General features: G+C 60.1%; 22 protein-coding genes. 8 read left to right on the top strand and 14 right to left on the bottom strand.

The genetic code is table 11. The features are described from left to right. Nucleotides 1-30: 30 nt before the first annotated feature. The 5 genes from AFERRID_RS11455 to AFERRID_RS11435 are packed head-to-tail and all read left to right on the top strand — an operon-like array spanning nucleotide 31 to nucleotide 2420. Entirely contained in the window at nucleotides 31-384 is a 354-nt protein-coding gene (locus tag AFERRID_RS11455) for a hypothetical protein (protein ID WP_113525759.1), read from the top strand. Further along, nucleotides 384-1004 (top strand): glutathione S-transferase family protein, encoded by a 621-nt coding sequence (locus AFERRID_RS11450; protein WP_113525758.1) that lies wholly within the window; start codon nucleotides 384-386, stop codon nucleotides 1002-1004. The genes AFERRID_RS11455 and AFERRID_RS11450 overlap by 1 nt, the downstream gene beginning before the upstream one ends. Continuing rightward, entirely contained in the window at nucleotides 1001-1276 is a 276-nt protein-coding gene (locus tag AFERRID_RS11445) for a hypothetical protein (RefSeq protein WP_126605228.1), read from the top strand. The genes AFERRID_RS11450 and AFERRID_RS11445 overlap by 4 nt, the downstream gene beginning before the upstream one ends. Beyond that, complete coding sequence (locus AFERRID_RS11440) at nucleotides 1273-1956, top strand: fumarylacetoacetate hydrolase family protein (protein ID WP_113525756.1); 684 nt, start codon at nucleotides 1273-1275, stop codon at nucleotides 1954-1956. The genes AFERRID_RS11445 and AFERRID_RS11440 overlap by 4 nt, the downstream gene beginning before the upstream one ends. Nucleotides 1957-1991: 35 nt before the next feature. Continuing rightward, on the top strand, nucleotides 1992-2420 hold the full coding sequence (locus tag AFERRID_RS11435; protein WP_113525755.1) for a hypothetical protein: 429 nt from the start codon (nucleotides 1992-1994) through the stop codon (nucleotides 2418-2420). Here the strand turns inward: AFERRID_RS11435 and speA are convergent. The 3 genes from speA to AFERRID_RS11420 form a co-directional block, all read right to left on the bottom strand. After that, nucleotides 2385-4298, bottom strand: coding sequence for a biosynthetic arginine decarboxylase (speA, locus tag AFERRID_RS11430; protein WP_126605227.1), 1914 nt, complete (start codon nucleotides 4296-4298; stop codon nucleotides 2385-2387). The two genes, AFERRID_RS11435 and speA, sit on opposite strands and share 36 nt — an antisense overlap. A 64-nt stretch (nucleotides 4299-4362) precedes the next feature. Next, nucleotides 4363-5772, bottom strand: coding sequence for a PhoH family protein (locus AFERRID_RS11425; protein WP_126605226.1), 1410 nt, complete (start codon nucleotides 5770-5772; stop codon nucleotides 4363-4365). Further along, entirely contained in the window at nucleotides 5769-6248 is a 480-nt protein-coding gene (locus AFERRID_RS11420; RefSeq protein ID WP_113525752.1) for a peroxiredoxin, read from the bottom strand. Before AFERRID_RS11420 ends, AFERRID_RS11425 begins: the two co-directional genes overlap by 4 nt. Nucleotides 6249-6365: 117 nt before the next feature. Here AFERRID_RS11420 and AFERRID_RS11415 point away from each other — a divergent pair, with 117 nt between their 5' ends. Then, nucleotides 6366-6842 (top strand): Fur family transcriptional regulator, encoded by a 477-nt coding sequence (locus AFERRID_RS11415; protein WP_126605225.1) that lies wholly within the window; start codon nucleotides 6366-6368, stop codon nucleotides 6840-6842. Between the two features lie 82 nt (nucleotides 6843-6924). On the opposite strand, the gene AFERRID_RS11410 is transcribed toward AFERRID_RS11415, so the two are convergent. Then, nucleotides 6925-7689: an HAD family hydrolase gene (locus AFERRID_RS11410; RefSeq protein ID WP_113525750.1), complete on the bottom strand. Its 765-nt coding sequence runs from the start codon at nucleotides 7687-7689 to the stop codon at nucleotides 6925-6927. A gap of 164 nt (nucleotides 7690-7853) precedes the next feature. Here AFERRID_RS11410 and dksA point away from each other — a divergent pair, with 164 nt between their 5' ends. Both dksA and AFERRID_RS11400 read left to right on the top strand, forming a co-directional pair. Continuing rightward, complete coding sequence (dksA, locus tag AFERRID_RS11405; protein ID WP_113525749.1) at nucleotides 7854-8318, top strand: RNA polymerase-binding protein DksA; 465 nt, start codon at nucleotides 7854-7856, stop codon at nucleotides 8316-8318. Nucleotides 8319-8322: 4 nt separating this feature from the next. After that, entirely contained in the window at nucleotides 8323-9654 is a 1332-nt protein-coding gene (locus tag AFERRID_RS11400) for a dihydroorotase (protein WP_126605224.1), read from the top strand. Here the strand turns inward: AFERRID_RS11400 and tilS are convergent. The 10 genes from tilS to lpxD are packed head-to-tail and all read right to left on the bottom strand — an operon-like array spanning nucleotide 9618 to nucleotide 21583. After that, nucleotides 9618-11012 (bottom strand): tRNA lysidine(34) synthetase TilS, encoded by a 1395-nt coding sequence (gene tilS / locus AFERRID_RS11395; RefSeq protein ID WP_126605223.1) that lies wholly within the window; start codon nucleotides 11010-11012, stop codon nucleotides 9618-9620. The two genes, AFERRID_RS11400 and tilS, sit on opposite strands and share 37 nt — an antisense overlap. Next, nucleotides 10990-11940, bottom strand: coding sequence for an acetyl-CoA carboxylase carboxyltransferase subunit alpha (locus tag AFERRID_RS11390; protein WP_126605222.1), 951 nt, complete (start codon nucleotides 11938-11940; stop codon nucleotides 10990-10992). Before AFERRID_RS11390 ends, tilS begins: the two co-directional genes overlap by 23 nt. A gap of 34 nt (nucleotides 11941-11974) precedes the next feature. Then, nucleotides 11975-15475, bottom strand: a complete 3501-nt coding sequence (gene dnaE, locus AFERRID_RS11385) for a DNA polymerase III subunit alpha (protein ID WP_126605716.1) — start codon at nucleotides 15473-15475, stop codon at nucleotides 11975-11977. Beyond that, nucleotides 15475-16065, bottom strand: coding sequence for a ribonuclease HII (locus AFERRID_RS11380; RefSeq protein ID WP_126605221.1), 591 nt, complete (start codon nucleotides 16063-16065; stop codon nucleotides 15475-15477). The genes dnaE and AFERRID_RS11380 overlap by 1 nt, the downstream gene beginning before the upstream one ends. A gap of 13 nt (nucleotides 16066-16078) precedes the next feature. Next, complete coding sequence (lpxB, locus tag AFERRID_RS11375; RefSeq protein WP_113525744.1) at nucleotides 16079-17206, bottom strand: lipid-A-disaccharide synthase; 1128 nt, start codon at nucleotides 17204-17206, stop codon at nucleotides 16079-16081. A 4-nt stretch (nucleotides 17207-17210) separates the two neighbouring features. After that, nucleotides 17211-18320, bottom strand: a complete 1110-nt coding sequence (locus AFERRID_RS11370; RefSeq protein WP_113525743.1) for a DegT/DnrJ/EryC1/StrS family aminotransferase — start codon at nucleotides 18318-18320, stop codon at nucleotides 17211-17213. Nucleotides 18321-18365: 45 nt separating this feature from the next. Next, entirely contained in the window at nucleotides 18366-19307 is a 942-nt protein-coding gene (locus tag AFERRID_RS11365; protein ID WP_113525742.1) for a Gfo/Idh/MocA family protein, read from the bottom strand. After that, nucleotides 19304-20086 (bottom strand): acyl-ACP--UDP-N-acetylglucosamine O-acyltransferase, encoded by a 783-nt coding sequence (gene lpxA, locus AFERRID_RS11360; RefSeq protein WP_113525741.1) that lies wholly within the window; start codon nucleotides 20084-20086, stop codon nucleotides 19304-19306. The genes AFERRID_RS11365 and lpxA overlap by 4 nt, the downstream gene beginning before the upstream one ends. Further along, on the bottom strand, nucleotides 20083-20529 hold the full coding sequence (gene fabZ / locus AFERRID_RS11355; RefSeq protein ID WP_113525740.1) for a 3-hydroxyacyl-ACP dehydratase FabZ: 447 nt from the start codon (nucleotides 20527-20529) through the stop codon (nucleotides 20083-20085). The genes lpxA and fabZ overlap by 4 nt, the downstream gene beginning before the upstream one ends. Further along, nucleotides 20522-21583 carry a UDP-3-O-(3-hydroxymyristoyl)glucosamine N-acyltransferase gene (gene lpxD, locus AFERRID_RS11350; protein ID WP_113525739.1) on the bottom strand — a complete coding sequence of 354 codons (1062 nt, stop codon included), beginning with the start codon at nucleotides 21581-21583 and terminating at the stop codon, nucleotides 20522-20524. The genes fabZ and lpxD overlap by 8 nt, the downstream gene beginning before the upstream one ends. Between the last annotated feature and the right edge of the window lies 1 nt (nucleotide 21584).

The raw sequence follows: 21584 nt of genomic DNA, 5'->3' as shown, positions 1-21584 counted from the left end.
CAAGATGGAATACCCTCCCGGGACACCCCCATGCTGAGCATCTCGCTCTTTAACGCGATTGAAGAGGCGGGGATTGCCGTACTCACGCTGACTGAAGGGCTGGAGGAGGAAGAGTTTCTCGCGTCGCGCCTCACCCGCGCAGAAACTCGACGCCAGCTTCGCCTCATGAGCAAGTCCGCCCTGCTCCTGTCGCCAGAGATCCACGCCCTGTTGGTGGAAATAGACTGGGAAGGCTGGCGCGCCCTCGACCAGCGCCTCGCAACCAGTGATAAAGCAGAGGACACCCTGCTTTGGCTCGCGGTGCGCGCGCTGGCACCAGATACCTTGATGTGGCTGCGGGTATACCGCAAAAACCAGCCGGAATGGTTTAAAGAGGACAACTGATGGCAATGCGCTTCTATATGACCCCCGGATCGTGCTCCACCGGCATCCATATTCTGCTGGAAGAACTGGATCTCCCCTTCGAGGCCTGGATCGTCAATCTGCCAGCCGGCGAGCACCACAAGCCCGAGTACCGCGCCATCAATCCGAAGTCCACCATCCCCACCCTGGTGCGTCAGGACGGCACGGCGCTGACTGAATTCCAGGCCATCGCCTGGTGGCTGGCACGCGCCCACCCCAAGGCGAAACTGCTGCCAGAGTATCCCGACGGCGAGGCGCGCGTGCTGGAAGTCATGGACTATGTTGTCGGCACCCTGCACGGCCAGGGCTTCGCCCGCATTTTCATTACGGACACCTTCACCCCCAACGTCGCCGATCACGCAGCCGTGCAGGCGCGCGGACGGGAAATCGTCAATCAAGGATTCGCCATCCTGAATGACGCCCTTGCCGGCTTGGATTATGTCACCGGCGGCTTCTCCATCGCCGATGCGGCACTGTTTTACGTGGAGTTCTGGGCAGACCGGCTGGGCATCCCGCTACCTGAACATTGCGACGCCCACTACCAACGCCTGCGGACCAGGCCTGCCGTGCAGCGCGTACTGCGCGAGGAAGGCTATCGATGACAACGGAAAGCGCAAACTGCTTTGTTCTGGCGGAAATGCGCACCCATCATTTCACCTTTCAGGGCACCGGCGAGGATCGGGAGGCGGCCCGCCGCGCCCTGCTCCACGCTTGGCAGGTGCACCGAAACCGTCTGGTACAACGTTACCCCGAGTGCCGCGACCGAATCCTCGATGAAAAGCACATTGAATTCCGCTTCAGGATCAGTTATCAAGAAATGGGAGCAGATACCTGTTATCCCTCCATTTCACCCGGCACAGGAGTCCGTCCATGAACTACGCCTTCCCGCCCGCCCCTGTCGTGACTCTGGACGCCATGTCCAGCAACCCTTTCCCGGTGCGCCGTATTTTTTGCGTCGGGCAGAACTACGCTGATCACGTCCGGGAAATGGGCAGCGCGCCCGATACCGAACCCCTCTTTTTCATGAAACCGGCCAGCGCCATCCTGCAGAATAATTCAGTGCTGCCCTACCCGCCCGGCACTACCGACCTGCAGCCCGAGGTAGAACTGGTGGTGGCGCTACATAAGGGTGGCAAAAATATCCCCATGGACAAGGTCGATTATGACTATGTGTTCGGCTATGCCGTGGGTCTGGACATGACCCGCCGCGACCTGCAACGCGTGGCCCGCGAAAAGGGCCAGCCCTGGGAGATGGCCAAAGCATTCGACCATTCGGCGCCCTGCACGGCCATCACGCCCGAGTTTTATTCGGGAACCATCGCCCGCGGTAAGATCGAACTCAAGGTGAATGGTCAAATCCGCCAGAGCGCCGATGTCGGTGACATGCTCTGGAAAATTCCGCAGATCGTCCATTTCCTGTCTAATCAGATCGAACTCTTTCCCGGAGACATCATCTTCACCGGCACCCCCGCCGGCGTGGGTCCCGTGGTGAAAGGCGACGTAATCGAGGCTGCTGTTGCCGGGCTTGAACCGCTGACCATCACCATCGGCTAAGCCGATCACCCCCCAACCGAAACAGGAATAACCCAATGCCCACATCCGATCTCCTCGAACGCAATCGCCTGATCTTCTGTCACTTCGACAGCTACAGTGCTGCCCTGCGTTTTGTTCGCATCAACGACAGTGTGATGCTGCCAGCGCCACTGCCGGAGAACACCAGTATGGTTGCGACACCCACGGAGATCGGCGATACGCCCACTGACGTACTGCATGCGGTATTGGAGAAATTGAACATAAATCCCAGCCAGATAGATCTGGACGACGGTTTCGAGGCTTGGCTGTCTACCGACACCGGTCCAATTCAGATCCACCTCGCGCGCTTCACGACATTTGAAGCCCCACACGAGGCCATCGCTCCCCACGATGGCGTTTTCAAGCCCATCAGTGAGCTGCGGCGCCTGCCGACGACGGAGTTGGCGCTGCTACGTCAGGTCTTCGATCTGATTCTGGGCGGTTAAATAGGTATAACCATGCAGCCCATCCGCAAACTGCTGTAGAAACTCACGACGCTCCACATCGTCGAGATGGCTGCAGGCTTCCACTTTTTTCTGATAACGGGCCAGCAGGTCGATGGCGGAAAATTGTACGTATTGCAGGACGGATTCCACCGTATCCCCCGCCAGCGGCTGCTCCAGACGCATGGCGCCCGAGGCATCACAGAGCACATTCACCGAGTCCGTGTCGCCGAACAGATTATGCATATCCCCGAGGATTTCCTGATAAGCGCCCACCAGAAAAATCCCGAGGAGATAAGGCCTCCCCTCCTGTAGCGCATGTACCGGCAGCGCCGGCGTCAGGCCTTCGGCCGTGACGTACGCATCGATTCTGCCATCGGAGTCACAAGTGATATCTTCGAGACGAGCCCGCCGGGTCGGCTCTTCATTCAGCCGCTGTATGGGCAATATCGGGAAAATCTGATCAATGGCCCAAACATCGGGCAGCGACTGAAACAGGGAAAAGTTAACGAAATATTTGTCCACCAACTTTTCGTCGAGTTCGTCAAGGATGTCACGATGCGCGCGATTGTGCGGGTCAAGAAAGCCGCGCACCCGCCAGAGCAGTTGGGCGTAAACGCCTTCGGCTTCGGCCCGCCCTTCAATGTGAATGATACCGAGGTTGAATTGCTGGTGAATCTCCGCCAGCAGATAGAGGGCCTCCTGATAGACTTCCAGCGCGGCAGCGGCGTTACCATGATCCAGCCGGGTGAGCAGACGGCCCCATTCGCCCTCCATCAAGTCGGCGGAAGGGGTTGACGGCGGATGCTCTCCCGCCGCCATCTCCACATCGCTGACATTCGCCAGCAAGACGGCGTGATGAGCCGTCAGCGCCCGTCCCGATTCAGAGATGATACGCGGCTCCGGCAGACCTTCCTGGCGTGATACATCGGCCAGCGTGGCGACGATGGCATGGGCATAGTCCGAGACATGATAGTTCGTGGAGCAGTAGGCGCGGGAGTGCGTCCCTTCATAGTCCACACCGAGCCCGCCGCCCACATCCACCACCTCCAGGGCCGCGCCCAGGCGCCGCAGTTCGGCATAGAGGCGAGCGCATTCGCGCATACCGCCCTTGATGAACTGAATATTGGGAATCTGGGAGCCGAGATGGAAGTGCAGTAATTGCAGGCTATCCAGCGCATTTTCTGCCCGCAGGCGGTGGACGAGTTCCAGGATGTCCGCCGTAGACAGGCCAAATTTGGACTTTTCGCCACCGGTATTCTGCCACTTTCCGGAACCGGCGGATGCCAGCCGCGCGCGCACCCCGATCCGGGGTTTGACGCCAAGCTTGCGGGCCTCATTCAGGATCAGGGGCAATTCCGATGGTTTTTCCACCACCAGGTAGACCTGCATGCCCAACTTCTCACCCGTCAGAGCCAGACGAATATACTCGTTGTCTTTGTAACCATTGCAGATGATGGTACCGCCTACCGGCATCAGCCCGATGACCGCCAACAGCTCCGGTTTGCTACCTGCCTCCAGACCGACGCTGCCCGCACCGGTCCGCAAAATCTCCTCCACGACGCGCCGCTGCTGATTGACCTTGATCGGATAAACGGGGGTGTAGCTGCCCTTGTAATCGAGGGCGCGGATGGCATCACCAAAGGCGCCGTGCAAACGCGCAACCCGATCCCCAAGAATCTGCGGGAAACGCAGGAGGCAGGGCAAACCGAGGGAATGCTCACCCAGTACCGCCGCAACATCGGCCAGCCCGATGGCCGCACCCTGCGGGTTGGCGTCGGGACGGACGATGATCTGCCCGTCCGCCCCCACGTCGAAATACCCTTCACCCCAATGCGGCAGGTTATACAGATGGCGACTATCCGCGACCGACCATGTCATGCGCTCACTCCCCCCGATGCCCTGCGCGCAGTCTACGGGCTCAGCGGGTCAGGAGACAAGGGGATCACAAGGCATCATTGGCAAAATCCGCCAGACGCGAACGCTCCCCACGACGCAGGGTGATATGTCCGCTGTAGGCCCAGTCCTTGAAGCGATCCACCACATAGGTCAGACCGGAGGTGGTTTCGGTCAGATAGGGCGTGTCGATCTGGGCAATATTACCCAGGCAGACGATTTTGGTCCCCGGACCGGCACGGGTGATCAGGGTCTTCATTTCCTTGGAAGTCAGATTCTGCGCCTCGTCAATGATGACGAATTTCTCCAGAAAGGTACGCCCACGCATAAAACTCATGGATTTGATGCGAATCCGCTTGTTGATCAGGTCCTGCGTCGCGCTGCGCCCCCAACTGCCGCCCTCATCGCTGCCACGCGCCAGAATTTCCAGGTTGTCCTCCAGCGCCCCCATCCACGGCAGCATTTTCTCTTCTTCCGTACCAGGCAGAAAACCGATCTCGTCACCCACAGGCACCGTCGCACGGGTGATGATGACCTCCGAGTAGCGCTTCTGTTCGAAAATCTGATGCAGCGCCGCCGCCAGCGTCAGCAGCGTCTTGCCCGTGCCCGCATGACCCAGCAGGGTGACAAAATCGATGTCCGGATCCATGAGCAGATTCAAGGCAAAATTCTGCTCCGGATTACGCGCCAGGATGCCCCATACGGCGTGCCGGTCGCTCCGATAGTCGGTAATGCGTTCGATGATGGCGTGTTCCGGATGTACTTCCCGGACGATCGCCGCGAAGTCCTCGGTGGCCTCCTCCTCCATATTGATGGCGATAAACTGGTTGGAATGCCAGCGCTGAATGGCCGGCCCGCTGATCTTGTAGTAGCTGCGCCCGCTTTCCTGCCAGGCATCCAGATCGCGGCTGTGCAAGTCCCAGAAATCCGCGCTCAGGGTCTCTGCGCCGGTGTAGAGCAGATCCACGTCGTCCAGGGCGCGATCGTTCTGATAATCCTCCACCCGGATGCCAAGGGTGCGCCCCTTGATGCGTAAATTGATGTCTTTGCTGACCAGAATCACATCCTTTTCGGGATGGCGATTCTGTAAGGCCAGAGTCACCGCGAGGATTTCATTATCCGCCTTGCCGCTGGCCAGGTCTTCCGGCAGCGCCTGCTGATGCGCAGCCGTCTGGAAATAAAGTCGTCCCTGAGCATAAGGCAGCACCAAACCTCGATCCAGATCAGCGGTATCTGTCAGCATCTCATCCAGATAACGGCTGACCTGGCGCACGTTGCGCGCCTGTTCACTCAGGCCCTTTTTGTGCTGATCCAATTCCTCCAGCACGACCATCGGCAGCAGGATGTCATGTTCCTGGAAACGGAACAGTGCTGAGGGGTCGTGCATCAGCACGTTGGTGTCCAGAATATAAAGGCGTGCCTTTACCTCCTGTGAGGCTGCCACTTCCCGGGGACTCATGGTAGCTGCTTGACGATTTGCAGAATGGCGGCCGCATGTCCGGCGGCCTTTACCTTGCGCCCGATGTAGGCAATCTTGCCCTCCCGGTCGATCACGAAAGTGCTGCGTTCGACACCGATACTGACTTTGCCGTAATTGTTCTTTTTTTTGAGCACATCAAAGGCGTTGCAAAGTGCTTCGTCGGTATCTGCCAAGAGCGGGAACGGGAAATTGAACTTGCAGGAAAACTTTTCATGGCTGGCGAGGGTATCTCGGGAAACCCCCAGAATTTCCGCGCCAGCGTCCTGGAATTCCGGGTAGAGCGCCGTGAACTCCTGGCCCTCTGTCGTACAACCCGGTGTGTCATCCTTGGGGTAAAAATAGAGCACCACAACCTTTCCGCGCAGGTCATCGAGGCTGATGGAAGCCGCCTTACCATAGGCGGCGGCATGAAACCGGGGTGCAGGTTGACCGACGGTAATGGTTTCTGAAGACATGGGGAACTCCTGAGTGGGCCTGACTGAAAATCTAGCGCGGCGGGTGGGGCGCTGTCCAGAGAAGCCCGGTAGAACCCTTGCTTGCGCGCTTCCCATCTTCTGCTCTAGCATGACTCCATGGCGCATTCATCAGTCCCTTACCCCCTCGCTGCAACAGTTTCCGATACTGACGCGGCGCAGCGTCTCCGCGCTGCCGGACAACGTGTCACGCGTTTACGGGTGGTGGTGTTCAAGACGCTTCTGGAAGCCGAGCAACCCCTCAGTCACCCCGAGCTCCAGCAGCGCCTGGAAGCCTCGGAAACAGGGGGGGTGGATCGCGTCAGTCTCTACCGTAATCTGGAATGGCTGGTACAGATCGGGCTGGCCCACCGGATCACGGCAGACGACCGGGTATGGCGTTTCAGCGCCCGCCGTGAAGAGATGGCCACCCAACACCCGCATTTTCATTGTGTCTCCTGCGGTCGGGTGTTCTGCCTGCCTGAGAGCAGTGTCCCGGCGCCCCGCTTGCCAGCCGACTATTCCATGATTGAAATGGAACTGGTGGTCAACGGGGTCTGCGCCCACTGCGGCAAGGCACCGCCCCCCAAAAACTGACGGGTACCCGACAGATACCCGGTGCGCCTTCCCTGACGGTACCCAAAAGTCCGGTCGGAGGCCCGTCATTGTTCCCACATACTCAATGTTCACGGCTCTCTGCCCACCACTCTCGCAGGGTGGGAATATCCACGATCACCCGTTCCCCGGCGGAACGACCCTGCAAGACCTGCGCAGGGGATGCCTTTTCTCCCAGATGATCCAGCACCCTCAGCGCTGCGCTGAAGTCCTGTCCTTGGGTATATTCTGTCTGGGTAATAACGGTGGCGAGCCCCGCGCCGCAGGCTGATTGCAGCCCGTTCGCCGAATCTTCGATCGCGAGGCAGTCTGCGGCAGACAAACCCAATTGACCCAGCACATGGGTATAAATGTCCGGTGCCGGCTTTTTGTGGGGAACGATATCTCCGGCACCGATGGTATGAAAGCGCTGCGGCGCCTCCGCGCCCAGGGTGCTCTTTAACAGCGACTCGACATTGGCTGGCGTGGTGGTCGTGGCGATGGCCAGAAGCAGACCATGATCCCGCGCCGCGTTCAGCAAACGCTCCACCCCGGGGCGTAGCGGTAATAGCCCGGCATTCATCATCTCCACGTAATGCCCCGTCTTTTGACGGTGGATAGAGGCAATATCAGCATCGCTCAGTTGCGGCAACTGGGGATGATCGTTCAGGAAAGCCCTGAGGCGCTCCTTGCCGCCGGTAACCTTCAGATAGTGTCCGTAGGTCGGCACATCCCAGCGAAAAGGAAGGCTCATTTCTGCAAAAGCCCGGTTGAAGGCCACCCGATGGGCATCCCTCTCGGTATCGGCGAGGGTACCATCCACATCAAAGATCAGCGCGCGCAAAGGCATAAATCGTTATCCCCTGAGTTTATAAGGAAAACCACCAAAACCATCCGCAATCCGCAAAATCCCCGCAGTCTGGCCGGACCATTGTACCCAGCATGTCATGGATTGCCAAAACGGCTTTTCTCTGTTAAACGTAACCGGATTTATCGCAAAGACAGGAAGCTTCCATGGACCAAAGCATGCTCCCGCCAACGCCAGTAGCGCCCGGCGCCGCCCAGCAGTTCACCGCGTTCACTCCCTACGAGCCCGTTCCCGGCGAAGAATACATGAGCCCGGCGCAGATCGCCCATTTCCAGAAGATTCTGGAAGACTGGCGCGGTGAACTGATGGCGGAAGTCGACCGTACCGTGCAGCACATGCAGATGGAAAACGTCAACTATTCCGACCCCAACGACCGGGCCAGCCTGGAGACCGATATGGGTCTGGAGTTGCGCGCCCGCGACAGGGAACGCAAGCTGATCCGCAAGATCACCCAGGCTCTCGACCGCATCAAGGCCGGCGAATATGGCTACTGCGAAAGCTGTGGTGTGGAGATTGGTCTGCGCCGCCTCGAAGCCCGCCCTACCGCCACCCTGTGCATCGATTGCAAAACGCTGGAAGAAAAACGCGAGAAGCAGATGGCGCAAGACTGATGCCATGCGCCTGCTGATCCGTAACGCGCGCATCGCACTGCCCTCCGGTGAACTGTATCACGGGGATCTTTTTTCCGAAGATGGCCGTATCGTTGCCATCGGTCGGGATATAGACCGCACTGCCGATACGGTGATTGACGCCAAAGGCCATATGCTGATGCCTGGCGTTATGGACCCGCAGGTACATTTCCGCGAACCCGGCAATGAACAAAAGGAAGATATTTCCAGTGGCTCGCGGGCAGCGGCCAAGGGCGGCGTCACCAGTTTTCTGGAAATGCCCAACACCAATCCGTCCACCACCAGCCCCGCCGCTCTGGCGGACAAACTGGCGCGCGGAGCCGAAAAATCCGTGGTCAACTACGGGTTTTTTATCGGGGCCACCCCGGATAACCTCGACAGTCTTCTGGCGGCCGACGCCGCCTGCGGCATCAAGATTTTTATGGGCGCCAGTACCGGCAACCTGCTGGTGGACCAGGAAAAGGACCTGGACCGTATTTTCGCGCATGGCCGCAAACTGATAGCGGTCCATGCGGAAGACGAGGCTCGCATCCGCGAGCGGCGCGCCCAGTTCAGCGGCAGTTGCGAACCCGCAGATCATTCCCGTATCCGCGACGAAGAATCGGCACTGATGGCTACCCGGCGAGCCGTCCGGTTGTCCAAAAAATATCAGCGCCGTCTACACATCCTGCATCTCTCCACAGGCGTGGAGACCGAATTCTTACGGCAGGAGAAGACGCCTTACATCAGTTGTGAGGCGATTCCCAACCATCTTTTCCTGACGACCGATGCCTATGCCAAAATGGGTCCCCTGGCGCAGATGAATCCCCCCATCCGCAGTGAGCAGGATCGTCTGGTCCTCTGGGAAGGGCTGCGCAGCGGTGTAATCGATTGTATCGCTACGGATCACGCCCCGCATCTGCTGACGGACAAGGCCTTGGGGTATCCCCGCGCACCCTCCGGTATGCCCGGCGTGGAAACCAGCCTACCCCTGATGCTCACCGCCATGCGCGACGGTCATTGCAGTCTCGCCGAATTGCAGCGCTGGATGTGCTATAACCCGGCGCGCCTCTATGGCGTGGCAAACAAGGGGCGTATTGCCATCGGCTGGGATGCCGATCTCACCCTGGTCGATATGGTCCATGAAAGGCCCGTCCGCAATGAGGAGATGTTTACCAGAGTGGGCTGGAGTCCCTTCAATGGCTGGGTCCTGACGGGTTGGCCCGTTACCACCATTGTCGGCGGCCGGGTGGTTTTCGACAAAGGTGAAATTCTCCCCAATGCCCACGGGCAGCCGCTGCGCTATATCGAGCCGACGCCACTGCCGGCGGTAGACTGACTGCCGGTATTCCAGAGGCAGAGTGCCGGCTCTCCGCGGGGGGCACTCGCCCAGGGTGCGGTATAGTAGCCCAGAATAACTAGCAAATGCCCCGTTTCGTCCCAGAGCAGGGGTACATCCGCACGCAGATCCGGTGGGACCCCCGCCTCCAGCAGCAGTTTCTTCAGCGACCGATGCTGCCCCTGTCCGTTCAGGGTGAGTTCCCCCTGGCGGCGACGGCGCCAGTACAGCGTCGTCCCTGTAAAACGCTCAGCCAATGGGTGATGCAGGTCGGCCGGTGGCGTGGCCCGGATGGCACACTCCCAGCCGGGGATCGGCAGCGGTTTTCCCGGAGCGGCACACCAGGGGCCTGCTTGCCATTCCCTTTCCGCCGTAGCGCGCGGTTGTGGCCAGGCGCGCAGTATTCCACCCTGCAGCCAAGCCTGTCCCCCTTCCCACTGAATCCTCGTGCCCCCGCGTCCCTGCGTCACCGCGTTCCGCAGCACCTCCAGACGCTCCCGGCCCGGCACGGGTATCCGCAGATGCTGAAGCCAGCCGCGCAAAAAAACCCGCTGTGCCGCAACAGAAAGCGTATGGAGATACCCCAGAGGGAGCACCTCGGCAGAGAGATCCGGATGGTCTACCCGATACTGTTGCCAACGCAGGTCAAACCAGTCCGCCGCAATTTCCCCCATGTCGGCGAGATTGTCCGCAGCGCGGGCGATACTGATCGCCGCGTGGGGCCAACCCAGTTCCTGCAGTTGCGGGAGCAGGATGCGACGTATCCGCACCCTGTCGTAGCGCATATCGGCATTGGCCGGATCATTCAGAAAGAGTAAGTGCCGCTGTTCCAGATAATCCCGCAACACCTGCCGGGGTACGTCCAGCAGGGGCCGAACCAGAAGCCCGGCTCCCAGCGGGCGCTGCCGGGGCATGGCCGCCAGCCCCGCCACGCCGGTACCGCGCAACAGTTGCAAAAGCACGGTTTCCGCCTGATCTTCGAGGTGCTGCGCCGTGAACAGCCAGTCCCCCTGCCGCAGCTGCGCCGCCATGAGGGCATAGCGGGCACGCCGGGCCTGATCCTCCGGCCCCTCGCCCGGTGTATCTGCAGCCAGATGCAGCAGGGTGAAAGGAACCCCCAGAGCCTTGGCCCGCTGCTGACAGAACCGGGCCCATTGAGCGCTGTCCGGGTGCCAGCCGTGATCCACATGCAAGGCCTGGATCTCGTACCCTAAAGAAAGCAGTGCCACGAGCAGCGCCGTGGAGTCCCCGCCGCCACTGTAAGCCACATAGAGGGTGCGTCCCCACGGTGGGCGCAGATCCCCCTGCAGACGTGCCTGGAGACGCCGCTCCAGTTCAGGCAGCGCCGACGACTCCATAGTGCATCAGACGTTCGTAACGGGTGGTCAGCAACTTGCTGATATCCATCGCCTGCAACTCCTGCAGGTGATGGGCGAAACGCTCGCGTGCCAGCGCAAAGACCGCTTCCGGATCTCGATGCGCGCCACCGAGGGGTTCGGCCAGCACTTCATCGACCAGACCCATTCCTTGCAAACGACGTGCGGTGATACCCAGAGTTTCCGCTGCCTCGGCGGCCATAGCCGCGTTCTTCCAGAGGATGGAGGCGCAGCCTTCCGGCGAAATGACGGAGTACACTCCATACTCCAGCATCAGCATCCGGTCACCCACGCCAATCGCCAGGGCCCCGCCGGAGCCACCTTCACCAATGACCGTGCAGATAATGGGTACCGCCAGGTCAGACATCACTGCGAGATTACGGGCTATGGCCTCACTCTGGCCGCGCTCTTCGGCACCAATACCCGGGTAGGCTCCGGGCGTATCGATGAACGTAAATACCGGCAAGGCAAAACGCTCGGCAAGGCGAAGCAGACGCAAGGCCTTACGATAACCTTCCGGACGCGGCATCCCAAAGTTGCGCTGAATCTTTTCCTTGGTGTCGCGGCCCTTCTGATGTCCCATCCAGACGATAGGCTGTCCGTTGAAGCGGGCCAGGCCGCCGATAATAGCCTGATCATCAGCGAAGGCACGGTCGCCTGCCAGCACCTGTACTTCCGTGAACAGGGCCTGCACGTAATCCAGGGTGTAGGGCCGCTGTGGATGACGGGCCACCTGTACCGTCTGCCAGGCACCTAGCTTGCTGTAAATACGCTGCAACTCCTTGCGCGCCTTGACTTCCAGACGACTGATGTCATCGGCGATACCCGGCTGATTCAGGGCATGGAGTTCCTCCACCTTGGCATCCAGCTCCGCCACCGATTGTTCAAAGTCCAGATAACTGATCTTCATGTTCACTCCTTACCATTCCGAACAGGGCCGGCGCTCAGGCCGGGCGTCGCGCCGCGTGCCGCGCACGCTCCAGGGGGACGACATTATTGACGAGAAGGGTCACCGGCCGATAGCTCCAGTGCCAGTGTGCCGTGGGTGCTAACGCCGTCAGGGCGGCAATGGCGGCGGGACTCGCCGCAAAGCTCAGGTTTTCCGTCACCCGCAATTGCGCGATAATGTCGTCTGCGACCCGCAAACGCAGGCGCAAGGCTGTTTGGCCGGGGTATTTACGGAGCACGGCAAGCAGATCTTGCGGAGCCATATCTGCCGTAAGTCCCAGTTCCAAGGTCAATTGTGCAGCCAATTCCTCCCGCGCCTGTGCCATATCCAGCAGACGCATGGCACTGAGCCGCAGGCCACCGGAATAGCTGTCCTCGCCCACCTCACCCAGAACCAGCACCGGCTCCTCGCCCTCTCGGATCTTGCCGGCCTGCGCCCAGACTTCGCCAAAGACGACGACCTCCAGCCGCCCCCGACCATCATCGAGGGTCAGGAAATAGATACGATCACCGCGCTTGGTCCGGGTGCTGCGCCGCGCTACCACCAACCCCGCCACCAATACCGTGGCCCCGACACAGACGTCTCCAAGAGGCATCGTTCCCAGCGCCGCCAGATCATCCCGCAGACTGTCCATGGGGTGACCACTGAGATAAAAACCCAGAGTTTCCCGTTCCTGACGCAGGGTTTCAGTGAGACTCCATGCCTCGGCCGACACCAGCGGCGGCGCTACCCGCAACGCCTCCTGTCCGCTAAACAATGATTCCTGCAGGCTCGCCTGACTGCTCTGAAACTGCGCTGCTGCTTCCATACAACGGTCCACGGACGCGATCAGGCTGGCCCGCGACACGCCCCAGTCATCCATGGCTCCGGCGCGAATCAATGCCTCCAGGGCACGACGATTGATTTTCTGGGTATCCACCCGGCAGAGCAGATCGAAAAGATTCAGGAAGGCGCCCCCCTTACGGGCGTCGAGAATCGCCTGAATGGCCGCCCGTCCCAAGCCCTTGATGGCACCCAGACCAAAGCGGATGTCACCATCCCCCTCCGGACGAAACTCCAGCACACTGTGCTGAACGCTCGGTGGAGCGATGCGCAGGCCCATGCGCGCGCACTCGGCAATCATCGCCACCACTTTGTCGGTGTGGTCCATATCTGCGGTCAGCACGGCAGACATAAAAAATTGTGGATAGTGGGCCTTCAGATAAGCGGTTTGGTAGGACACCAGGGCATAGGCTGCCGAGTGGGATTTGTTAAAGCCATATTCGGCAAACTTTTCCATGAGGTCGAAGATGGCCCCGGCCTGGTCCGCGACCAAACCGTTCTTGTGGGCTCCCTCCAGAAAAATGCTGCGCTGTTTGGCCATTTCCTCCGGCTTTTTCTTGCCCATGGCCCGCCGCAGTAAATCGGCACCGCCGAGGGAATAACCCGCCAGCACCTGGGCGGACTGCATGACCTGTTCCTGATAGACAATCACCCCATAGGTTTCCCGGAGAATCGGTGCCAGATCCGGATGCAGATAGGTTACCTGCGCCTTGCCGTGTTTGCGGGCGATGAAATCATCCACCATACCCGACTGTAGCGGTCCCGGCCGAAACAAGGCGACGAGGGCAACAATATCTTCAAAGGTATCCGGCTGCAGGCGCCGCACCAGATCGCGCATACCCGATGATTCCAGTTGGAAGACCGCCGCCGTCTCGGTGGACTTGAGCAGGGCAAAAGTCGCCGCATCGTCCAAAGGCAATTGCTGAATATTCACGGCTTCACGACCCGCCGCTGCCGCATCGGCGTTGATGAGCTTGACCGCCATATCGATGATGGTCAAGGTACGCAGACCGAGAAAATCGAACTTCACCAACCCCATCTTTTCGACATCGTCCTTATCGAGCTGGGTGACATTACCACCCCCTTCAGAGCCGTCGTTAAAGAGCGGCAGACGGTCGGCCAGCGGCTCCGGAGAGATCACTACGCCACCCGCATGGGTCGAGGCGTGACGTGGCAAACCCTCCAGGCGCAGGGCGATGTCCAGCAGGTCGCGGACGTCGTCTTCCTCAGCCTGGCGTCGCCGCAGCTCCTCCGATTCCTCCAGGGCCTTCGCCAGGGTCATTCCCAGATCACCCGGCACCAGCTTGGCCAACTGGTCGACAAAGCCATAAGGTAGACCCAGCACCCGGCCGACATCACGCACTACCGCCCGCGCCTTCATCGTCCCGAAGGTGATGATCTGGCCGACCCGGTCACGACCATATTTGTCGGCCACATACTGAATGACACGGTCACGCTGATCCATGCAGAAATCCACGTCAAAGTCAGGCATGGAAACGCGTTCGGGGTTGAGAAAGCGCTCGAACAACAGGCCATTGCCGATGGGATCGAGATCGGTGATCCGCAGGGCGTAGGCCACCAGCGATCCGGCGCCGGAACCACGCCCAGGTCCCACCGGCACGCCATTATTTTTTGCCCACTGGATGAAATCCGCGACGATGAGAAAATAACCGGGGAAGCCCATCTGCTGAATGACGCCGACCTCACGCAACAGGCGCTCGTGATAAGGCAGCGTGGCGTCGCCACTGATACGCAGCTCCCGCAAGCGTTCCTGCAGACCATTTTGCGCCGCGTCGTGCAAATATTCATCCACGGACTGGCTGGCGGGAATGGGATAGTCTGGTAGCGCATAACGCCCGAGCACCAGCTCCATATTACAGCGTCGCGCAATTTCGACGGTGTTGTCGCAAGCTTCCGGCAGGTCCGCAAAACGCTCTCGCATTTCTTCGGGGTCCGGCAGGCGGTGCTCCGGCGTAAAACGCCGTGGACGGCGCGGGTCGTCCAGGGTAACACCTGCAGAAATACACTGTCGCGCATCGAAGGCCGCAAAGTCCGCCGCATCGAGAAAGTGGGCATTGTTGGTGGCCACCAACGGTAAATCCAGTTTTTCCGCCAACGCCACCGTGGCCTGGACCAGGGCCTCCTGCCCCGCCTCACCGTTGCGCTGCACTTCCAGATAAAAACGTTCCGGGAAAAGCCTTGCGTAGTATCGCGCCCGGCTTTCCGCCTGTTGCGGATGGCGCTGCAGGGCACGCCCGATCTCCCCTTGCCCAGCCGCAGACAGGGCAATGAGACCGTCGCTCGCCCCTTCCAGCCATGCCGCGTCGATCTGCGGACGGCCGTGGCGACTGCCCTCCAGGTAAGCCCGGCTGAGCAGGCGGCTGAGATTACGATAGCCGGTTTTGTCCATGCACAGCAGGATAAGGCCGACCGGCTGTTCCGGTTCTGCCCCGTCATGCACCCAGACTTCACTGCCAATCAATGGCTTGACGCCCTGTGCCCGGGCCGCATTATAAAATTTCACCAGGGCAAAAAGGTTGCCGTGATCCGTGATCGCCACGGCTGGCATGCCCCGCTCCGCGCAGCGTCTGGCCAGTGCCTTGACCGGAATGATTCCGTCTTCCAGGGAATATTCGGAGTGTACGTGCAGATGGACAAACTGCGGCGCACCCATCATTGCGCCTCCCAGGCCTGGTCGACAGGTCTGAAGCCGCGCCGATGCAGGGCACAGGGACCCCAGCGCCACAATGCCTGGAGATGCACCGCCGTGCCGTAACCCATATGCCGCGCCAGCCCATATTGAGGATAATATCGGTCGAGCAACTGCATCTCCTCATCCCGTGTCACTTTGGCCAGAATACCTGCGGCAGCGATGGCGTCCACCCGGCCATCGCCGCCCACCAGCGTCTCTACCTGCCAACCGGGAGGCGATTGATTGCCATCGACGAGAATCCGCCGAGGCTGCCTGGGCAGGCCGACGATAGCCCTCGCCATGGCACGCAACGACGCCTGGAGAATATTGTAGCGCTCGATCTCCCAGACTGCAGCCCGGGCTACCGACCAGGCCAGGGCCTCATGGCGGATACGTGCGGCCCAATATGTCCGTGCGGCTGCCGTCATTTTCTTGGAATCGTCCAGACCGTGAAGAGGTACGCGCAGAATCACCGCCGCTGCCACCACCGGACCCGCCAAGGGCCCTCGCCCCACCTCATCCACACCCGCGCACCAGGGTCCATAGTGTTCCAGGATGGGGGCGCTTTTCATGGCGTTACCGTTTTCATGCCAGCATCTCTCGGAGCACCTGCTGCAACTGCTCGGGGGGATTGCCTTCCAGCAGGCCACGCAGTTTCTGCAATTTCGCCACCTGCTCGGAACCCGCCGGCCCCAAAAGCGCCGCCAGTGCACCAGCCACTTGGGCGGGCTCGAAGGCGTCCTGGAGGAATTCCGGATATACGGCCTCTTTGAGCAAAATATTGGGCATGGCCACGAAGGGAGTTTTCACCAGTCTTCGGACGACAGCAAAGGTGAGTGCGTTCAAAATATAAACGACAACCGCCGGGCGCCGCATGAGTGCCGTTTCCAGTGTGGCGGTACCGGAGGCGACCAGCACCACATCAGCGGCTGCCAGCACGGTTTGCGTCTGAGCGACCACCAACTGCGCATCTTCCGGCCCCGCACCCTGTTTCCAGAGTCGCTCCCAGAGGGGGCGCAACTCCTCCCTCGCCAAGGCCACCAGAATCCGCAGTTCCGGCATTTGGTTGCGCAAACGTCGCGCCGTTTCCGCATAGCGTAGAGTCAGACGTTCCAGCTCGCCGCGGCGACTGCCCGGCAGGAGCGCCAGCACCGGCCCCCCTGCCGTCAGTCCCAGTGCTGCCCGCGCATCCATCCCATACTGCGCCGTCGCAGTCTGCGCCAGCAAGGGATGGGCCAGCACATGCACCGGCACCCCCGCCTGTGCATAAATGGGCACCTCAAAAGGAAAAAGCACCAGCATGTGGTCCACGACGCGCTTGATCTGATGAATTCGCTGCGAGCGCCAGGCCCAGATCTGTGGACCCACCACATAGAGCACTCGAATGCCCATCTGCTTAGCCATCTTGGCAACGTGCAGATTGAAAGCAGGATGGTCAATCAGCACCACGCAAGCCGGCCGCTCCGCCTGCAGATGCTGCCGAATTTGCCCATAAAGCCTGCGCAAGCGACCGTAGTGCCGCAAGACTTCGACCAACCCGATCATCGCCAGCACTTCACCATTGGCAATATTTTGCACGCCCGCCGCCTGTAGACGGGACCCGACCACCCCGGACCATTGCAGATCAAGTCCCGCCTGCGCGGCATTCGCCATGATTTCCAGCCCGAGATTTTCGCCGGAACGCTCTACCGCGAGGATAAAGGCCTTGCTCAAGGCCCTAGCCGTGCAGGGTGCGACGGATCACGGTAGCGATCCTGGCTATCTGCTCCTCACGCAGTTCCGGGAACATGGGCAGGGAGAGCACCCGCTCCGCCAGATGCTCTGCCACCGGACAATGGGTTTGGGCCTGGTGTGCAAACATCTTTTGCTGGTGTCCTGGAATCGGATAGTAAATGGCGCTGGCAATGCCTTCGGCATGGAGGGCGGTCTTCACCGCATCCCGCGCATTCAACTGAATGGTGAACTGATGGAATACGTGGTGATAACCTGCTGGAGCTTCCGGCAATTGCAGGTCGAGACCCACCAGATGCTCGGCGTACCACCCTGCCGCCTGCCGCCGTCCGTCGTTATAGGCTGCGAGATGTGGAAACTCCGCCCGAAGAATCATCGCCTGCATTTCGTCGAGACGACTGTTATAGCCCAATACGTCATGATGGTAGGTCTGCCAGGAACCATGGTTGCGCAGCCCGCGCAATTTGCGTTCCAGCTCCGCATCCGCCGTTACCACCATGCCGCCGTCTCCGGCAGCGCCAAGATTTTTGCTGGGGAAAAAAGAAAAACAACCGATGTCGCCAAAGCTGCCCACCCCTTGTCCGTTAATTTGGGCACCAATAGCCTGGGCACAATCCTCAATCACCCGCAAGCCATGCTTGTGAGCAAGCGCCATGATGCCGGGCATATCTGCCGGTAATCCGTAGAGATGTACAGGGATGATCGCTTTGGTCCGCGGCGTAATGGCGGCCTCGATACCGGCCACTGTCATGGCGTAAAAACGATCATCCACATCCACAAAAACCGGCGTGGCACCCACATAAAGAACCGCTTCCGCAGTCGCAATGAAGGTGAAGGTGGGGACGATCACCTCGTCGCCGGGACCGATTTCCAGGGCACGCAGGGCCAGCGTCAGGGCGTCCGTACCGGAAGCACAGCCCACACCGTGGGCAACACCGGAAAGACCCGCCACCTCCGCCTCCAGCGCACGCCCCTGATTTCCCAGGATAAAACTAGCATCGTCGAGAATTTTCCCTATCCCCGTCAATATTTCATCCCGCAGCGGCGCAAAATGCGCACGCAAATCGACCATGGGAATTGCTGTATTTTGAGTCATGCATCACCGTCCGAAAGAAACGTCAAAACCCGCACCGGCATACGCTCAATGCTGCAGAAAGGCCTCCACGGCTACCCGCACCTGCAGCGCCGCGGCCAGCACCCGCCGACCCGCGACGCCATCGCAAAACACCGGCCGGTGCGCTACGATGGCGTTCAGGAAATCCTCGATCTCCGCCGCCAGGGCATCGCGTTTGGGCAGGTCCACAGCCTCATCACGTACGCCGGGAATTCCCGGCACGGTTCCCGCACCGCGATGGTAGATATGCAGGGTATTGTTGAGGAAATCCACCGAAGCATAACGATCCTGCCAAAAGATACGCATGCGCCGCGCAGGCTCCCGCACTACCCGAGAGGCCGCCAGGTTGGCCACGGTACCGTTGTTCAGGGTCATCCAGGTGTTGGCCATGTCCGCCTTGTCCGTTACCGCCGCGACCCCCACGGCACGCACGTCCACGGGTTCGGCACCGGTCAGCAGCAATGTCAGGTCCAGATCATGAATCATCAGATCCATGATTACGTCGATATCCAGCGAGCGTGGCTTGAAAGGCGCCAGGCGCTCCGCCTCCAGGTAGCGGGGCGCACCAAAGCTCGCCTGCCGCAAGTACTGAATGGCTGGGTGTACCCGCTTGATATGACCAATCGCCAGCACCAGATGGCGCTCCTGCGCCATACCAATCAGGGCATCTGCTTCTTCGGTATCCAGGGTAAAGGGTTTTTCGATCAGACAATGCACCCCTGCCTGCATCGCCACTTCCGCTACCGCGAAGTGGGTGGAGGTGGGGGTGACAATGGACACCGCATCCACTTCAGCCAGTAACGCATCAACGCTCGGGAAAGCACGGCACCTCAATTCGGCGGCAACCTCTGTGGCCCGTTCCGCGTTCTCGTCAAAAACCCCTGCGAGTTGTGAGATTGCGGCATATTTCTGCGCGTGAAAGCGCCCCAGATGGCCCACACCGATGACTCCGGTTCTCATATGGATCATGGCCGGGTAATCCCGCGTCGGCTATTACGAATAAAGTCCAGGAGATAGGCGACTTCCGGCGCATTCAGACCACGTTGCGACACCTCATCCATGGCATCCTCCAGTCTCAGCCCGGAACGGAAAAGCAGGCGATACGCCCGTTTGATCTGCAAGATGGTCTCCCGGGGAATACCGCGACGTGCGAGGCCGCGTACATTGATCCCATGCAGGCTGGCATGGTTGCCTGCTGCCATCATAAAAGGTGGAATATCCAAAGGTGCCATGGTCCCGCCGCCCAATATCGCGTGCGCCCCCACCCGAGCATACTGATGTACCGCCGACAGGCCGCCGAGGATGGCGTGATCTTCGACACGGACATGACCAGCAAGCGTTGCGGCATTGGCCATTACCACCTGATCGCCAATAGAACAGTCGTGCGCCACATGGCAGTAAGCCATGAGGAGGTTGTGATGACCGATCCGTGTTATCCCGCCACCCTTCACAGTGCCGCGATTGATGGTCACAAACTCGCGTATCGTATTATGCGATCCAATTTCGAGTATCGTAGGTTCACCCGCGTAGCCCAGATCCTGTGGAGCCGTGCCGACGGACGCAAACTGAAAAATTTGGTTATGGGCACCGATGCGGCAAGGGCCTTCGATGACCGTATTCGCGCCGATCCTGCAGTGATCGCCGATTTCCACTCCAGCCCCAATGACGGCAAAAGGTCCGATGGCGCATCCTTCTCCAATCTGAACCGAGGGGTCGACGATGGCCTGTGGATGAATCTGCACCGTCATTGGACATGCTCGCGCAAGGTGGCCATCAGCAATGCAGAGGCGACTTCCTCCCCGTCGACCAGCGCCGCCGTTTCCATCTGCCACATGCCGGAACGCCGGCGGCTCACGTTGGCGATGAGCTCCAGTTGATCACCCGGCGTCACCGGTCTGCGGAAGCGGGCCTTGTCGATCCCGGCAAAATAAACAGCCGCATTGTCTCCGTACTTATCCTCGGAAACAAAGGCAAGGATCGCCGCCGCCTGGGCAAGCGCTTCAATGATGAGTACGCCCGGCATCACCGGAAATCCCGGAAAATGCCCCTGAAAATGCGGTTCGTTCATGGTGACGTTTTTCAGTGCGCGCAAACGTTTTCCTATCTCCATTTCAACGACACGATCCACCAGCAGAAATGGGTAGCGATGTGGCAAGCGTTTAAGAATATCCTGAATATTCAGCTCATTCACGGTCAGGGGGCTCTCCGTTGGTAGATAAATCCTGTTCAAGTGTATGCTCGACGCGCTTCATTCGGCGGAACAGGGTGTCCAGTCCGTCGAGACGCGCGGCGATACGTCTCCAGTGGCTTGCCTCCTGTACCGGGATCACCCCCGAATAGACACCAGCGCGACGCAAGGAATGGGTCACCGCGCTCTGCCCGGCGATCACACAGCCATCGGCGATTTCCAGGTGACCGGCAATACCCACCTGGCCGCCGATACGGCAGTGCCGGCCAATCCGCGCGCTCCCCGCAATTCCTGTCTGTCCGGCGACCACCGTATGGGCGCCGATCTGGACGTTGTGTCCGATCTGCACCAGATTGTCTATTTTCACCCCGTCTTCGATCACCGTATCTGCCAGCGCACCGCGGTCGATACAGGAGTTGGCGCCAACCTCCACGTTATTTCCAATAAGTACCCGACCCACCTGGGGAATCTTCAAAAAGCGGCCGTCTGCCTCCGCAAAACCAAAACCATCGGCGCCAATCACCACACCCGCATGCAGGACGCAGTCGGCGCCCACTTTGCAGCCCCCATAAATCTTCACGCCGGGATAAAGATGCGACCCCTGCCCCACCTCCGCACCCGCGCCAACAAAGGTACCAGCCTCCAGCCAGACACCTTTCGCTATCACCGCCCCGGCTCCGATCTGTACATACGCATCGATGCGCGCGTCCGGATCCACCTGGGCGTCACGCGCCAGTTGTGCCGTATGATGCAATCCGGGCCGAGGGGCGACCTGCGGATAGATGTGCTGCATGACTCGCGCAAATGCCGCGTAGGGATTGTCCGTCAAAAGGCAGTTTCCGGAAAACTGCTCCGCATCCTGGGGAGCAATCAGTATGGCGCCTGCTTTGCTCGATTTTAACAGACCTCGCAAATGCATGTCGTGATAAAAAGTGAGATCTCCACTGCCGGCTGTATCGAGCGGCGCCACAGCGCTGATCTGATACCCGGCGTCGCCGCGCAATTCAGCGCCCGCCACCTGCGCAAGATCACCTAGGAGATACACCCCGCGCGCCACC

Origin of the sequence: Acidithiobacillus ferridurans (genome assembly GCF_003966655.1) — a bacterium.
In the GTDB taxonomy this organism is placed as follows: Bacteria; Pseudomonadota; Gammaproteobacteria; order Acidithiobacillales; family Acidithiobacillaceae; genus Acidithiobacillus; species Acidithiobacillus ferridurans.
This window is presented reverse-complemented; position numbering and strand designations above follow the sequence as displayed.

What these genes read in the sequence shown, in the direction of transcription:
- AFERRID_RS11455 (WP_113525759.1), top strand. Translation starts at nt 31, where the DNA reads ATGCTGAGCATCTCGCTCTTTAACGCGATTGAAGAGGCGGGGATTGCC.
- AFERRID_RS11450 (WP_113525758.1), top strand. Translation starts at nt 384, where the DNA reads ATGGCAATGCGCTTCTATATGACCCCCGGATCGTGCTCCACCGGCATC.
- AFERRID_RS11445 (WP_126605228.1), top strand. Translation starts at nt 1,001, where the DNA reads ATGACAACGGAAAGCGCAAACTGCTTTGTTCTGGCGGAAATGCGCACC.
- AFERRID_RS11440 (WP_113525756.1), top strand. Translation starts at nt 1,273, where the DNA reads ATGAACTACGCCTTCCCGCCCGCCCCTGTCGTGACTCTGGACGCCATG.
- AFERRID_RS11435 (WP_113525755.1), top strand. Translation starts at nt 1,992, where the DNA reads ATGCCCACATCCGATCTCCTCGAACGCAATCGCCTGATCTTCTGTCAC.
- speA (WP_126605227.1), bottom strand. Translation starts at nt 4,298, where the DNA reads ATGACATGGTCGGTCGCGGATAGTCGCCATCTGTATAACCTGCCGCAT.
- AFERRID_RS11425 (WP_126605226.1), bottom strand. Translation starts at nt 5,772, where the DNA reads ATGAGTCCCCGGGAAGTGGCAGCCTCACAGGAGGTAAAGGCACGCCTT.
- AFERRID_RS11420 (WP_113525752.1), bottom strand. Translation starts at nt 6,248, where the DNA reads ATGTCTTCAGAAACCATTACCGTCGGTCAACCTGCACCCCGGTTTCAT.
- AFERRID_RS11415 (WP_126605225.1), top strand. Translation starts at nt 6,366, where the DNA reads ATGGCGCATTCATCAGTCCCTTACCCCCTCGCTGCAACAGTTTCCGAT.
- AFERRID_RS11410 (WP_113525750.1), bottom strand. Translation starts at nt 7,689, where the DNA reads ATGCCTTTGCGCGCGCTGATCTTTGATGTGGATGGTACCCTCGCCGAT.
- dksA (WP_113525749.1), top strand. Translation starts at nt 7,854, where the DNA reads ATGGACCAAAGCATGCTCCCGCCAACGCCAGTAGCGCCCGGCGCCGCC.
- AFERRID_RS11400 (WP_126605224.1), top strand. Translation starts at nt 8,323, where the DNA reads ATGCGCCTGCTGATCCGTAACGCGCGCATCGCACTGCCCTCCGGTGAA.
- tilS (WP_126605223.1), bottom strand. Translation starts at nt 11,012, where the DNA reads ATGGAGTCGTCGGCGCTGCCTGAACTGGAGCGGCGTCTCCAGGCACGT.
- AFERRID_RS11390 (WP_126605222.1), bottom strand. Translation starts at nt 11,940, where the DNA reads ATGAAGATCAGTTATCTGGACTTTGAACAATCGGTGGCGGAGCTGGAT.
- dnaE (WP_126605716.1), bottom strand. Translation starts at nt 15,475, where the DNA reads ATGGGTGCGCCGCAGTTTGTCCATCTGCACGTACACTCCGAATATTCC.
- AFERRID_RS11380 (WP_126605221.1), bottom strand. Translation starts at nt 16,065, where the DNA reads ATGAAAAGCGCCCCCATCCTGGAACACTATGGACCCTGGTGCGCGGGT.
- AFERRID_RS11370 (WP_113525743.1), bottom strand. Translation starts at nt 18,320, where the DNA reads ATGACTCAAAATACAGCAATTCCCATGGTCGATTTGCGTGCGCATTTT.
- AFERRID_RS11365 (WP_113525742.1), bottom strand. Translation starts at nt 19,307, where the DNA reads ATGATCCATATGAGAACCGGAGTCATCGGTGTGGGCCATCTGGGGCGC.
- lpxA (WP_113525741.1), bottom strand. Translation starts at nt 20,086, where the DNA reads ATGACGGTGCAGATTCATCCACAGGCCATCGTCGACCCCTCGGTTCAG.